Below are 13,292 nucleotides of genomic sequence, written 5' to 3'. Positions count from 1 at the left end.
AGGAGGGACGACATGTATCGATATGTCAGTTCACCACAAGCATCCAAATACATCGTGCCACCACCTCAACATCGTGAGTTGTCGAGTGTGGATGTGCCTGAGGCTGAATTGGAGATGCGAGAAATTCTAAATAATTGGTTTGCCGATGGTTTAGCTCCAATTATTCAAAGTGAAGACGATTATATTTCTGCAAGTGACCAAGTTCGATTTGAGAAACTCAGCCGTACCGTTGGCATGTTATTGAGGAACAAAGACTATTACTTTGCAACTAAGCGTATCTTGTCGTTGTGGGAGCAAGATTGCCTTGAAACCACCTATGTTAATTACCTCATTCTACGCAGCGAAAGAGCAACTTCGTTAAGGTGATTAAACGCAGTCTAGGTTCGCTGATCATGATTGCTTGTTTTGAGTGTTTATGATGACTCAAGTTTGCTAAGAAAGTAGGCAAACAAAAAGGGCAAGCTTTTGAGGCTTACCCTTGTGATTGTTCTTTAGATGTCTATTTAGCTATTTAGACCCAGCCATCGAATTTAAGTCGTTTTTGAATTCTCTCAACCGCTTCTTTCTGCATCTGTCTAACTCGCTCATTAGACACATTTACATCCAACATTTGTCCGACTTCAGATAGCGTTTTAACGTTGTTATCGAAGAAACCAAAACGATGAATGAGTACCTTCTGCAATTTCGGTGGCAGTGTGTTGATGATCTGCTCTAGCGCATGTGTGAATGATCGGTCTTCACAATCTTGTTGAGGGTCGGGGATGTAATCGCTTTCGCATTGTTCTAACACGAGGGGAGCGTGGCTGATACCAACCGTTGTTGTTACATCAATAAACCCGCTTAACGCGACCAGTTGATCGACACGTTCAGCTTTTACGCCTGAGCTGTTCGATAATTCTGAGATCGAAATTTCTTTGCGCATTTTTTTGCTTACATCAAGCTTCTTTGAGGCAAGGCTATTAATTTCTTTGCACACATGAGCAGGTAAGCGAACGGTACGACCTTTGTTCATTAAAGCCGCTTCAATGTTTTCGCGAATCCACCACACAGCATAGGTCGAAAAACGATAGCCGGGTTCTGGATCGTACTTATCGATGGCCTTGATCAAACCGATGTTGCCTTCTTCGATAAGGTCGAGGAGTGTGAAGTTATTGCCTTTACGCTTTAGGTAACTCTTTGCGACTTTTACAACAAGGCGCAGGTTCGATTCGATCATGACGTCGCGTGCTTGTTTATCACCCGAACGATTCAATTTTGCGTAATACAATTCATCTTCGCGCGACAACAGATCAATGCCCACAATATCTTTTAGATAGTGAGCATAAGGTTCTGCAGTGGTAGAAAATGATTCTTTAATGGGTGTGTCATCCGTGAGCCCCTGAAACGCAGCAAAACTGTCATTGTTCATTTCCTTGTCCTTTTTTAGCCGACTGAACGTTTTTTTATTTTATTATTATGCCACCAAGTGATTAACGCTTGGTTTCATTAGAGTGTAGGTAACAGTTTCTTCTTTACCAATAAATAAAATGCAATTTCGTATGTATTTGTCACAAAAAGAACTACAAATGTTTAACTAAGTTGCATCTTGTTGAGAGGGACGTTACTGCAGTTAAAACATGAACATGCAGTGTTTATAAAGCACGTGTTATACATCGTTATATGTAGATAGATGAGGTGAATTTATAAGTGTGTTTGGACTATGTAATTGACAGCGAATAATGAGGAGAAAATGGTAAGAGTCGAGGTTCCATGTTTCCAAAGTACCTCTGCTCTTTAACCTGTTCAGCTGACATTGGTCACCGTGTAAAGCTTGAAAGCTATTACTCATACTTAGAGATTTATCCCAAACTAAAAGCTAAAAGCTATTAGCCAAGACTAAAATCTATTACTAATAAACTTCAGTGAATTGACTAATAAGTGCTGAGTACTTCATCGATTTGCTGATTGATGATCTTCATTTCGCTGTATATGACGGAGAGATCGTCAGCTTGAGGCGCCAGCTTATTGAATGTGGTTTGTTCTACATTCTCTAGAGCGACCGTTGCTGTCTCTTCGCCAAAGCTAGCCAATATTCCTTTCAAAGTATGCACAGTAAAATGAAGCTTGCCCCAGTCTTGCTGTTGTACTAATTCTTCTATTTCTTGTAACGAATTTCCGTGATCTTCTTGGTACGTTGATAACACAGCGAAAATTACGTCTCTGTCGTTATCTAAGTAAGCGTTTAAAGCATCAAAATCTAGCATGTGGACTCCTGTCGGCTGCATGTTGAAAATGGATTGGGCGGCTTAGTAGAAAAACCGTTGCGTGATGAGTCACTGATCCATTGGTTCCATCTTGGTGGAAGTTCTAGTTGAGTCAGTTCTTCTACGTATTCGTCGCTAAGGTTTGTTTCTATGTGAGCGTTATTGACGGCATATAGATAGTCAAGTTTAGCGGCGACTGAATAAGGGTAGCTGTGAATGTAATCTTTCAATTCTTGTATTGACCCCGAATTTCCGATGTTGATACAAGTCGAAGGGTCGGCCGTGTTTGACGCCAGTTGATCTTGTACTTTCTCACCACGAGATTTTAGGCATTCAGCCACAAGGTGATATAACGAGTATTCACCAAAATGACTGAGCAAAGGCAATAATTGAGCGAGCAGTGAAGTAGGTTGGTTGAAAAAATGATTCGATAAAAGCTTGGTTGCTCGTATCACTTTTTTATGGGCAACCGATGGGCTGTTTTCTATCAGTAATATACTGCTTTGAAACAGAGCAAGGCTTGCTAACACTTGTTGTTGCAGTTTCGCAGGCAGCTTTAAATTAACCAGCTCAGTAAACTGATTGGCGTGCTCAAGCAACATGCGTTTATTCTGTATTTGAGTTTCGCGTTGGTAGGTCGCTTTTAGCGAGTCATAGTGCGTACCAATGGAGTGAATCAAATCAATGTCGGCGGATGAAATGTGGGTCGCGTACATTTCCCCAAGCTTAATCAGCATGTGCGTATTGTCGACATTCTCTGCTAAGTCGATCGCTCTTATTGCGCGATGGCTGATACTTGGCGTCATTTCAAATGCTCGGATCGCCAACTTAAGTGCAGGCAGCAGCATCTTATGTTTTTCATAAATGCAGCTTAAGCAATCAATCACGTTCAATGACAATGGCTGAACAATCAGGTAGTTGTGCAGTTTCTCTATCGCTAGGTTCGGTTTGCCTAAGCTGTCTAAAATCAATGCTTCTGCCACTAATTTGGTCGGGTGCATTTTCGTTTTCGAGTTAGTGATAACACTCGACAGCAAGTCCCATTTTTGCCCCGCAATTAAATGCTCAATGAGTGTTGCCTCGAACTGAACATTCACTTGGTTATTCGGGATGTCTAATGCCTGTTTAAGCAACTCAGGAGTGTTAATCGGGTAGAGACGGTTTAGTTGATCAATTTGCTGCGACTCGAACACCGCGTTTTGGATTTTCTTACCCAACGACTGAGTGTGAATCGGCTTAGAAATGAAATGATGCGCCTCGCCGGAGAGGGCGGTTAATACGGTTTCCTGACGCATGTCTCCAGAGAGTAAAATCGTCGCTACCGTATGATCGATCAATCTATTTCGATACAGGATCCCCAAAAGTTCAAACCCCGTAAAGGATTGTTCTAAATGGTAATCGATGAGGAGTACATGAAAAGAGTGCGTCTCGACCGCTTTAATGGCTTGTCGATAATCCGTTGCAATAAAGATGCAGTCACGCGCAATGCCTAGGCTCGCCAATTGTTGCTTGATAAGTATCGTTGCACTTTTAGAGTCGTCGACAATCAAAACCCGTAGGTCTGGTGGTAAGGTCAAATCCATTTTCCTCAATACCAAATGTTATTTTTAATTTAGGTGTCAGGTTGCACATTGTCAAGGTGCCTAGCTCACATGTAAATACTCAATAAACTATTGGTAATTAAAGAGTATTCGACAACATTTATTAAACCCAGTTTACACTTGCTTTTTTCACCTAGGTTTTGTGTGGTGATACAGGTTTTATCAATCAAAAAGAGGCAAGCCGTAAAGTTTGCCTCTGTATTTTGTGATTCGAGCTTTTGTTCGATATTTTGTTCTTGTTTGTTTGTTTGTTCGTTTGTTTGTTCGCTTCGGCTTGATGTCGATAGTGAAGCTTAATAAAAGGCTCTAATTCTAATCGCGCATATTAAGAATCAACACGGCGGCTAACGCCAAGAATGCCGTCATCATTAAGAACACATCGTTGTAAGCCATGATAGCGGCGTCACGTTGCATTGTTCCTAACAGGCTTGCTTGCGCTTGTTGCATCGCGGTCGCAGCATCACTTCCTGACTGAATAAAGAACGCTTGCTGATCTTTGAGGGTTTGCCAACCTAATTGACTCACCGAGGGTAGCGACTCTTTGATGTGTGCAAGATGCTCACGGGTTTTGTTATCCAGTAGCGTAGCGATAATCGCAATACTGAACGCGCCACCCAAGTTACGCATTACGTTAGTTAAGGTCGAAGCGTCAGGGGTGTCCATTTTGCTGATGTTCTTCATAGCAACTAAAGACAGCGGAACCATAATAAACGGGCTACCGATAGCGCGCAGAACCATAGACAAGATCAGCTGTTGGCCACCAAAATCAATGGTCATGTGCGTGTTTACGTAACAACTGAAACCAAACATCGCGAAACCAAAGGTCACCAAGTATTTAGGCTTAATGATTTGCGTCAGCTTGGGCACTATTGGGAATATCAGTAGTTGTGGGAAACCCATCCACATCAGGACTTCACCGATCTCCATCGCGTTGTATTGCTGGATTTGCGTTAAATACAACGGCAATACATAGATTGAGCCGAGCAAAGCCATCCCTAAAATCAGATAGGCGATACAAGACATCGCAAACTGCGCATCCCGCAATAGCCGCAAATTCACCAGTGGCTTTTTGTGTTGCAGCTCGTTTATCACGAAGTAAACCAAACTCACGGCGGACACAATGCTCAGGCCAACGATAAAGCTCGAGCTGAACCACTCTTCGCGGTTACCTTCTTCTAACACCACTTCCAAGCAACCTAATCCCAGCGCCATGGTTGCGATGCCGAACCAATCTGCTTTCTTCAAGGTGCCAAGGTCGAGCTTTTCATCGTCCAAACCATATCTGATCATGGTGATCACGAGCAGAGCGGGCGGAATGTTGATGTAGAAAATATAGTGCCACGAGAAGTTCTCCGTCAGCCAACCACCAAACGTTGGACCAATAGATGGAGCAAACGTAGCAGTGACACCAAACAATGCCATACCCACGGCACGTTTATTAACAGGCAATAATTGAATTACTAGCGAGAAAGCAAGCGGGATTAAAGCGCCACCACTGAAACCTTGCATTGCTCGGAACACGATCATCGAGGTCATATTCCACGAGAACGAACATAACAACGATGAAATGGTGAAAATGGCCGTCGTCCAGGTTATATAACGACGTTTGCCGAGCGCTTTAGAAAGCCAACCACTGAGTGGGATAGCGATCATCTCTGCGACGAGATATGACGTAGAGATCCACGAGCTTTCATCTAAGGTTGCAGATAGTGCGCCTTGAATGTCTTTGAGTGATGAGTTGGTGATCTGAATGTCTAAGATCGCCATAAACGCGCCAATTAGGCCACCAAATAGGGCGATCCAATGGCGTCTTGAAACCTCGTTCTCATCATTAGTTGGGCTGACAACAGCGGTGTTGCTCATGGTCTAGCCTCGTTTATCGATGGTCGCGACCACAGACAAACCAGGAAGCAGTCGACCTTTCAACTCTTGCTGATCTGAGATAGTAATTTTCACAGGCACACGTTGAACGATTTTAGTGAAGTTGCCTGTCGCGTTTTCTGGCGGTAGCAGTGCAAACTTCGCACCCGTAGCAGGAGAGAAGCTATCTACAACGCCTTCAAGTGGTTGGCCTGGGAAAGCGTCCAATTCAACTTCAACAGTTTGACCTTTGTGAATGCCGCTCAGTTGTGTCTCTTTGAAGTTGGCTTCAATCCATACTTGGTTGTTTGGTACCAAACTCATTAATGGCGCACCTGCTTGAATCAACAAACCCTCACGGACACTGCGTTTGCCAATCACACCGTCTGTTGGCGCGTAGACTTTGGTGTAATCCAGATTAAGTTGCGCTTGTTGTTCTTGTGCCTGAGCTTCGGTTACTGAGGCCTTTGCTTGTTCGATTTCACTGGCAATTACGATCAATTGATCGTTACTTGCGACGAGGTTTGCTTTCGCTTCTTCGAGTTCTGCTTGGGTGACTTTTTGTTGTGCGACCATGCTGTCGACTTCATCTTGCGAAGCATAGTTACGTTTCAATAGGCTACGAGAGCGAACGACTTGTTGAATAGCACGCTCATATTCGGCTTGTGCTGAATCGACACGGCTTTCTGCTTGGTTGATTTGGCTACGTTGTAACGTTTGTTGTGCGACAAGATTGTGTTCGCTTGATTCGACTACCGTTAAATGGGCATGAGCTTGTGCAAGTGCGGACTGGTAATCACGATCATCAATTTGAACCAATAAATCACCTTCTTTAACCGACTGGTTATCACTGACGTAAGACTTAACAATGTAGCCAGACACTTTTGGACTAATATTGGTGATGTCGCCTTGTAGGTAGGCGTTATCGGTCGATTCGAAGTACTGGCCATAGCCATACCAATATCCAGCGCCAGCTAAGCCCAATGACAGCATGATCGCAGTAGCAATAAGCGGTGCTTTTTTACGTTTTTTTGTGCTTACTGGTTGCGAAGCTTTATTGATATCTGTCATTTCTTTTTCTCATTTTGATTTTGTTTAGATGTAACGAATTGTAAATGAATCTCATTGATTGATAAGATAGGAAAAAAGAGAAACACTGTTGCAATAATTTTACTAATTACTAGTTTGGAGTGGTCGAATGGACTTAAATGCAGTCACTGTTTTTACACAAGTCGTTGATTGTGGGAGTTTCACGCATGCCGCTGAGGCATTGAACATGACCAAGTCGACCGTAAGCCGAAAACTTGCTGAGCTAGAACAGCACTTAGGTGTGAGGTTGATCACTCGTTCGACACGAAGTTTGGTGTTAACACCGGAAGGTGAGCGCTTCTATCAATCGAGCATGCAAATGCATGAGATCATGAACCAAGCAGAATTAGAAGTTTCAGCTAACCAAGATCTGATTCGAGGCCCTCTAAACGTTGTGCTTCCTGTTGAATTGGGACACCAAGTGTTAGCGAAGTATATTCACAGCTTTCTTCTTGAACATCCGAATGTAACGATGAATTTGGAACTAACTAACCGTGAAGTCGACATTATTGGTGAAGGCATCGATCTTTACGCGCAGATTGGTGAGTTGGTGGATTCGAGTTTGGTCTCTCGTTACTTAACGACCTCGGAGCGTGTATTGGTCGCAAGCCCGGAGTATTTAGAACAATTTGGCGAAATAAAAACACCGAAGGATCTCAAATCACCATTTCGAATGATTGAAGTCTCGAATAAAGCGGCGCGTTTGCCTAAATGGAAGTTACAGCTTGATGACGGTGAATCCGAGCTGATAGAGCTTCCAAGCCAACTGAAGGTGAATACCATTACCGCGTGTTTAACAGCATGTGTCGATGGGTTAGGACTTGCAGTGCTCCCTGAGTTCATCTGTAGAGACCATTTTAAAACTGGTCGACTGGTGCACTTACTGCCCGAATATGACATGCCCCAAGTCTCGGTGAGTTTGGTTTATGCCGACAGGCAGCTTATGCCTAAACGTAAAAAGGTCTTTATCGACTATCTACTCACTGCATTTCAAAGCCGAAACCATGAATAGCTTTTGTCTAATCACTCTTAAATCGCGACACAAATACTCAGTTCTTTAGTATCGATATAGAACACTAAAGAACTGCAAAACTAACTCACTCACTAATGAAATAGTAAGAGTGCGATCAATCGAGCGCTGGTTGCCACTCTACTACTTGTCCATTACTTAATACGGCTTTGATAGACGTTGCCGCAACATCGACACCGTTTTGGTGAAACGCTTGGTCAGAGAAGTTCGCGATGATCTTACTGCCATCGTCAAATAAGGTTTGTTGAACCTTGCCGCTCTTATCCAGCCATATGAAGTCAACCAGCGCTTTGTCCCATAGTTGTTCGTGTATTGGCTCAAACCCATCTTGATAGTGTTTTAATGCATTAAGCCTGGGACTTGAGCTCGATAACGCTTCATCTCTTGTTAAATGAACCATCGCTGGCGTGTTGTAAAGCATGGCAGTTAAATCGCGATTGGCTTTTACATTGGTGAATTTTAAGCTGTCTGAATGCCAATGGTGGGTGTTAATCACTTCGTCATGGAATACAGCTTGGTATAACGGAATTCGGTATTGAGGTGAAAACAGCAATGACTTGTAGGGTTCTTTGACTTTAGCTGACTTAAAGAAGAAATCAGGCTTATGATCAGGATACCAACGGCCCAAGTAATAAGGCGACTTTCGATTTTCTTTCATGTCTTTGTCTGTCCAACCAAAGCCGACCGTTTCTAAGCCGTGCGCAAAGGCGATGCCTTTTGTTGTCAAGCTATTGCCATCTTCAGAACCCAGTACTAAATCTGGTTGCTCGCTTAACCACTGCATTCGGTTATTGAAGGCAGAAAGCATATCCAGCTCATTGGTATTGTCTCGATAATCCTCACGCGCCATGGCGGTCGCATCGACATCTAAGAACAAGCTATTGAAGTGACCAAAGCGCATGATGTCGAGGGCGCGCTGTTTCACGTAATCTAGATTACAATTCGGATTTAGATAGAAACCGTTTCCTCGGAATCCTTTTTTCAAACTGCCATCCGCCAACTCAATCGCGCAAGTCTCGCGAATGGGTTTCGGCAATTGAGCCGTTAGCCAGTTGTCGTTTGACTTGGCGGGTATGGCTGTGTTGTAGGAGTCGTAGGTTCCAACTAAATAACCAGATTGTTTAGCCAGTTCCACCGCGTTCGGTTGATAGAAAGCTGGCATCCAGTTGTCAAAACCCAGCCAAAGCTTATTCAGGCCTGCTTTATTTAGGTTGCTGACCATATCCGACGATAGGGCTTGCCCCCAAGTATCAGGTGCATTGAGATAAGAAGAGGCGTGTTTAATCAACCAGTTCTTCTTATGTTGAGCTGCGGTGTGTTGAGCTTTTATGGTGTTATCAGCAAGTGTTGGCGTTGCAATAGGGTACAAACCTTGAAGTGACTGGCTGATAGAGTCCAACAGCAGCTGTTTGTGATATTGGCTAAACCAATCTTTCCCCTTGGATAAAGGAGATAACTCTCGCTTCGCTTCATTTGAAATGTTTAATTGAGAGTCCTCGAAGTACCAGGCTTTTAACCCCCACCAGTCGTTCACATCTTGGATGCTTAATGGGTCTTTACCAAACAGATAAACGTGACTCGCACCAATCAGCTTACTCACATCTGAATTACGCTTTTGCTTGTCGACAAGCGATTCAGAGAGACCATGATCGATGCGCCAATCGCGGTATTGTTTGGCGCCATCTAGCCAAGAGTTTCCAAGTTTTATACGAACCGTAAAAGGCTGTGATTGATTCAGCGCTGTAAATTGGTGTGAAACGCTCATATCAATCTTGGTCTTCTTATCAGAAGACATATCCGATGACGCATTAGAAAAAAGCAATTGGTTGTTGGTTGGATTAATCATCTGATAACTGATGAATTGATCATTCTGTTGTACGGTCCAAAACGGCATCTTTAAGTCTTGAGTGGTGTTACTTCCTGAATGATTGTCGATTAGATAGTTTGCCCACTGCTTATTGTTGGTAGGCACGCGCATCCCTTCGCTAAAGGGCAGGAATAGGGTTTGAGTTTGTTGTTCAGCAAGGTCAAACCAAGCGAGTTCAATGGGTTGGTCTCGCTTTACCTGTGTGTTTGAAGGTAAGGTGAATTGGACAAGAAGATCACCTTGCTTAAGTTCTGCTTTAACATTGATTCCGCTTGGCATTAGCGTCCAAGAAGCTTTGGTTTTTGAGTCTGTGACTAGATGAGTAACCTTTTGAGGCTGGCGATCAACGGTCAAAGCAGCGCTATTAACGCTTAAGTCATTCCAATCTATCGCTAGTGTCTTTGTTGAAATCGATACTGTGTTGCTGTTGTTGGTATTCGTTAGCGTTATCTGGCTGTCTTGTGCGTTTGCCGAGAACGCACAAGTCGCGAATAGAGCCGCAATGGCACAAGACGTAAAATTAAGTTGATGACGAACATTGAGCATATCTAGATTCCGTAAAGGGTAAGTACGGTCATTACACCCAAGTCGCGCTTGTGTTTTGTCACCTATATGTCTCTATTTGAAGCTCCATTGGCTTATTGCAGGTCTTGCACCTTGTTGTGAATGTCTCTTAGAAACGGCTGTCTGTTAGAAGCGAATATCTGTTAGAAAGGCACCGCGACACGCTGTACATATTGGACTTCAATTGCGCCTTGGTATTCAAACATTTCAACCGATGCACTTAAGTGTTTAGCTTTAGCTCCGGCCGGGCTTTCTGTAGGAACAGATGCTTGCGTTGTTTTGATTGGCACCTTGAAACCTAGCATATCGTAGTTTTCATCAAACCACTGCCAACTGACATTGGTGTCTGGGCAGTTGTCGATTATCTCTGGTGGTGTTACCACAATATGCGGGTCGTTAAGTTTACTTTCGAGTGCTAGCCACCGCTTGTTATCGTCCAAAGCGACAACAATAGGGTAGTTGTTCGACCCTATCATTAACCGATAAACACCCGATTCAGGCTTGAGGAACATCTCGCTGGTTTCGATCTCTTGATATTCGACATCGACATTGAGCTGTCCGTCGATAACCACTTTCCCATTAGGCGAAACCAGAGAAATGCGTTGCGTTTGATCTTCTGACGCTTCACTGAGTTGCTCCGCAGACACTTTGATCTGATAGCCTTGTGACGAAAGACCGTGGCGTTTGATAAAGCTGACTTGGATGTGGTTGTTGGGCGTAGCACTTTGTTCAAGAGTGCTTCCGCATTGAGTTCGACTCAGGATTTCTTGTTTCACGGGTAACCAAAGTTGACTATCTAGCTCCGCCTGATCAAGCGCGATTTGAAGTTCTTGCCATGCCACTTGCGGTTGATCATCGAGCAACGATTGATAGGTGTGTTGCAATGGCGTATTGGTAAACCAAGCTGCATGACACGCAAAGGGCAATGTGCAGAGCAGTGCTGTTAATGAACTTACTTTCATTGTGATTCCCCAGCCAAACGATAACCAACTCCACGATGCGTTTCTAGATTCAGCGTTGGTAGCTTTTGACGTAAACGCAGTATGTGGTTATCAACGGTTCGTGTACTTGGGAATGCTTGATATCCCCAGATTTTATTTAATAACTCATCTCGGTGGAACACGCGCCCTTGGTTTTGAACAAACAAAACCAATAGCTGAAACTCTTTCGGCTTGAGCGCGATAGGGTTGTCATCCAAATAAGCGATTCTTTCTGACAAGTTGATTTGGATGTTGGCGTAATGCAAGTGGCTAACACCTAACGGGCGAAGTTGAGTGATCACTCGTGCCAGCAATTCCTCGTTCGAGAAAGGCTTAGTTACGTAATCTTTGGCGCCTGCCATTAAACCTTCTACGCGTTGTTGAACTTCCACTTTGGCCGTTAACACAATCACAGGCAGAGCTTTGAGCAGTAACCAATTAGGCAAGTGTCGTAAGCTATCGCCGTCTTCAAGTTGTCGGTCAAGCACCACGAGATCGGCACGTAACCACAGCTTACTGACACTCTGAGCATCTTGCACCCAAAGGCATTGATACCCATTGGATTCAAAGAAACTGACAAGGCCTTGCCCAAGTAGTTGGTCGTCTTCAATCAGCAGTAGAGTGTTCATAAGCGATTTCCAAAATACATCGGGTTGGATTACGGAGAATGATGAGGCGGCCATTCGCTTGTTTCATCAAGTGCTCGACAATAGTTAGGCCAATGCCCATATTATCTTGTTTGTGATTGGCGCACGGTGTCGTTCTTGAAATAAGTCGTTGTATCAAAGAGGGGAAGTGACCCTCATCTTGTACCTCTATACTCAGCTTATCGGCAAGGGTGACCTTGACTAAAACCTTACCTTGCCCGTGTTGCTTGGCATTCTTGATCAAGTTATCTAAACAGATGGTTAGCCAGTAATAAGGCAGGTTCAGTTCAACATCTCTTGCTTCACATTGATAAGCAATATTGTGCTTTTCGCAAACATGGTCGAGCCACTCTTCTAATGATGCGTTTTGCTTCAATAAAGGCTCGGACTGATCGGCACTTAGATACACTTTACTGTTTTCGGTGAGTTGAGAGAGCCGTTGATAATCTGAGATTAAGCGCCAAACTGCACCTTGGGTATCATCGGGAAATTCATCGTAGCGATTTCTAAACATTTCGACGGTTAAGCCAAGGCTAGTGATCGGTGTGCGCAGTTCATGTGTGAGAAGCTGCAACACAAACTGTTTCTCTTTGCGCTCTTTTCTTCGCAGATATAAGGCTCTACTTAGCACGGAAAATAGCGTTAAAAGTAATGAGAGAGTCACAAGCTTCATGACAAGCCTGTCATTACTCGATTCACTCATGCACACGTTACTATAACGAAAAGTGCAATTCTCTCCCGACAATGTCACTTCTTGTTGCTCTGCGATAGGTTGCCAAACTTCCGACGGGATCGCTTTCCAACCTTGTTCGCCACTCAACCAAAGCACATCACCTTGTTGCCAAGCACGGTATCCATTGAGTAGAGCTTCTTTCCCGTCTGCGGTTAAGCTTTCGAGCTTGGTAAACAACGGGTGCAGAGGATTGCTGATACTCAAAAACGAATGGATTTGTTCACTGCTCTCTGGGTAGTGAGCAACATAACGATCAGCAAAACTGCCACCAGCAGGGTGTCGTTTTGAGTGTGCCGCAAACCAAATGGAATCCAATGCTTGTTGCTGACACAAAGCGAGCTCAAACTCGATGGCATCATCTAATGAAGGGTTATTGCTTTCAATCGCTCGGCAGTTGTCTTTTACCGAGGCTAACTCTGCGATGTCATCCCAACTGAACTTGTTGAAGTCCGGGTAACGACTGCTTTCCTGAAGAAGCGCTTTCGGGTATTGGGTTAACTCTTGCTGAGAAACTGAGATAGGGGACGATTGCCAACTGAGTTGATACAGGGTTTGCCACTTGTCTTGCAAACTTTGGGCGTTGGCTAATGTTGGGAGCCAAAGGGTCAAACAAAGGGCTAATGTCAGCCTGCGCATCCAGTCATTCTCGTTAAAAGTTGTTGAGGTGAGTCTAAAGTG

The 13,292-nt window shown here is 44.0% G+C and carries 11 protein-coding genes; 2 read left to right on the top strand and 9 right to left on the bottom strand.

Translation table 11 applies throughout. From position 1 onward, the window contains the following. Positions 1 to 12: 12 nt before the first annotated feature. Positions 13 to 366 carry a hypothetical protein gene (locus QUF19_RS25500; protein WP_286301005.1) on the top strand — a complete coding sequence of 118 codons (354 nt, stop codon included), beginning with the start codon at positions 13 to 15 and terminating at the stop codon, positions 364 to 366. Between the two features lie 145 nt (positions 367 to 511). Here the strand turns inward: QUF19_RS25500 and QUF19_RS25495 are convergent, their stop codons facing one another. The 5 genes from QUF19_RS25495 to QUF19_RS25475 all read right to left on the bottom strand — a co-directional run bounded on the left by QUF19_RS25495 (position 512) and on the right by QUF19_RS25475 (position 6,775). Beyond that, positions 512 to 1,408 (bottom strand): sigma-70 family RNA polymerase sigma factor, encoded by an 897-nt coding sequence (locus tag QUF19_RS25495; protein ID WP_286301003.1) that lies wholly within the window; start codon positions 1,406 to 1,408, stop codon positions 512 to 514. Between the two features lie 502 nt (positions 1,409 to 1,910). Next, entirely contained in the window at positions 1,911 to 2,243 is a 333-nt protein-coding gene (locus tag QUF19_RS25490) for an Hpt domain-containing protein (RefSeq protein WP_102434952.1), read from the bottom strand. Further along, positions 2,237 to 3,826, bottom strand: coding sequence for a response regulator (locus QUF19_RS25485; RefSeq protein ID WP_286300998.1), 1,590 nt, complete (start codon positions 3,824 to 3,826; stop codon positions 2,237 to 2,239). The genes QUF19_RS25490 and QUF19_RS25485 overlap by 7 nt, the downstream gene beginning before the upstream one ends. 330 nt (positions 3,827 to 4,156) lie before the next feature. Next, positions 4,157 to 5,707 (bottom strand): DHA2 family efflux MFS transporter permease subunit, encoded by a 1,551-nt coding sequence (locus QUF19_RS25480; protein ID WP_286300995.1) that lies wholly within the window; start codon positions 5,705 to 5,707, stop codon positions 4,157 to 4,159. 3 nt (positions 5,708 to 5,710) lie between these two features. Next, the gene (locus QUF19_RS25475; RefSeq protein ID WP_286300993.1) at positions 5,711 to 6,775 is read right to left on the bottom strand and encodes an HlyD family secretion protein; all 1,065 of its coding nucleotides are present in this window, start codon (positions 6,773 to 6,775) and stop codon (positions 5,711 to 5,713) included. 127 nt (positions 6,776 to 6,902) lie between these two features. Here QUF19_RS25475 and QUF19_RS25470 point away from each other — a divergent pair, with 127 nt between their 5' ends. Further along, positions 6,903 to 7,805 carry a LysR family transcriptional regulator gene (locus tag QUF19_RS25470; protein ID WP_286300991.1) on the top strand — a complete coding sequence of 301 codons (903 nt, stop codon included), beginning with the start codon at positions 6,903 to 6,905 and terminating at the stop codon, positions 7,803 to 7,805. 115 nt (positions 7,806 to 7,920) lie between these two features. Here the strand turns inward: QUF19_RS25470 and QUF19_RS25465 are convergent, their stop codons facing one another. The 4 genes from QUF19_RS25465 to QUF19_RS25450 all read right to left on the bottom strand — a co-directional run bounded on the left by QUF19_RS25465 (position 7,921) and on the right by QUF19_RS25450 (position 13,250). Next, the gene (locus tag QUF19_RS25465) at positions 7,921 to 10,236 is read right to left on the bottom strand and encodes a glycoside hydrolase (RefSeq protein WP_286300988.1); all 2,316 of its coding nucleotides are present in this window, start codon (positions 10,234 to 10,236) and stop codon (positions 7,921 to 7,923) included. A 161-nt stretch (positions 10,237 to 10,397) separates the two neighbouring features. Then, entirely contained in the window at positions 10,398 to 11,216 is an 819-nt protein-coding gene (locus QUF19_RS25460; RefSeq protein ID WP_286300986.1) for a DUF2861 family protein, read from the bottom strand. Further along, on the bottom strand, positions 11,213 to 11,863 hold the full coding sequence (locus QUF19_RS25455; protein ID WP_286300984.1) for a response regulator transcription factor: 651 nt from the start codon (positions 11,861 to 11,863) through the stop codon (positions 11,213 to 11,215). Before QUF19_RS25455 ends, QUF19_RS25460 begins: the two co-directional genes overlap by 4 nt. Beyond that, on the bottom strand, positions 11,841 to 13,250 hold the full coding sequence (locus QUF19_RS25450; protein ID WP_286300982.1) for an ATP-binding protein: 1,410 nt from the start codon (positions 13,248 to 13,250) through the stop codon (positions 11,841 to 11,843). The genes QUF19_RS25455 and QUF19_RS25450 overlap by 23 nt, the downstream gene beginning before the upstream one ends. Between the last annotated feature and the right edge of the window lie 42 nt (positions 13,251 to 13,292).

The organism is Vibrio sp. FE10, from assembly GCF_030297155.1.
In the GTDB taxonomy this organism is placed as follows: Bacteria; Pseudomonadota; Gammaproteobacteria; order Enterobacterales; family Vibrionaceae; genus Vibrio; species Vibrio apostichopi.
Note: the sequence above shows the minus strand (reverse complement) of the source record. Positions and strands in the feature narration are given on the sequence as shown.